1 protein-coding gene and 1 pseudogene are annotated in these 414 nt (G+C 60.9%); both read right to left on the bottom strand.

The features are described 5' to 3' along the window. Positions 1-159 (bottom strand): PhoU domain-containing protein (locus M3650_RS31375; RefSeq protein WP_369011172.1); only part of this gene is annotated, 159 nt, incomplete at its 3' end. A gap of 148 nt (positions 160-307) precedes the next feature. Continuing rightward, positions 308-412, bottom strand: a pseudogene (locus M3650_RS32985) (PhoU domain-containing protein); the annotation flags it as partial. Positions 413-414: the final 2 nt, after the last annotated feature.

The raw sequence follows: 414 nt of genomic DNA, 5'->3' as shown, positions 1-414 counted from the left end.
GATGTTCTGACAGCGATCGCCGATTCGCTCGATGGCGCGGGCGCAGAACAGCGCGGTCAGCACGCTCGGGATGGTGCGCGGATCTTCCATCATGTAGGTCATCAGCTGACGCACGATGCCTTCGTACTCTTTGTCGACCTTTTTGTCTTCGCGGTAGATCTGGATCGCTTCGGGTCAGATCCATGCGCGCGAAAGCGTCCAGCACGTCGTGCAGCATCTCCACGGTATGGCGGCCCAGCGACTCCAGGCTGACCAGCAGCGGCATATGCTGCTGGCCGAATTTTTCCAGCGCGGTGCGGCTGATTTTTTCCGCTACGTCGCCGATGCGCTCCAGCTCGGAGATGGTTTTGATGATCGCCATCACCAGACGCAGGTCGCTGGCGGTGGGCTGGCGTTTGGCGATGATGCGCACGC

This window comes from Paenibacillus sp. MER TA 81-3 (assembly GCF_023713585.1).
Lineage (GTDB): Bacteria > Bacillota > Bacilli > Paenibacillales > Paenibacillaceae > Paenibacillus_B > Paenibacillus_B profundus.
This window is presented reverse-complemented; position numbering and strand designations above follow the sequence as displayed.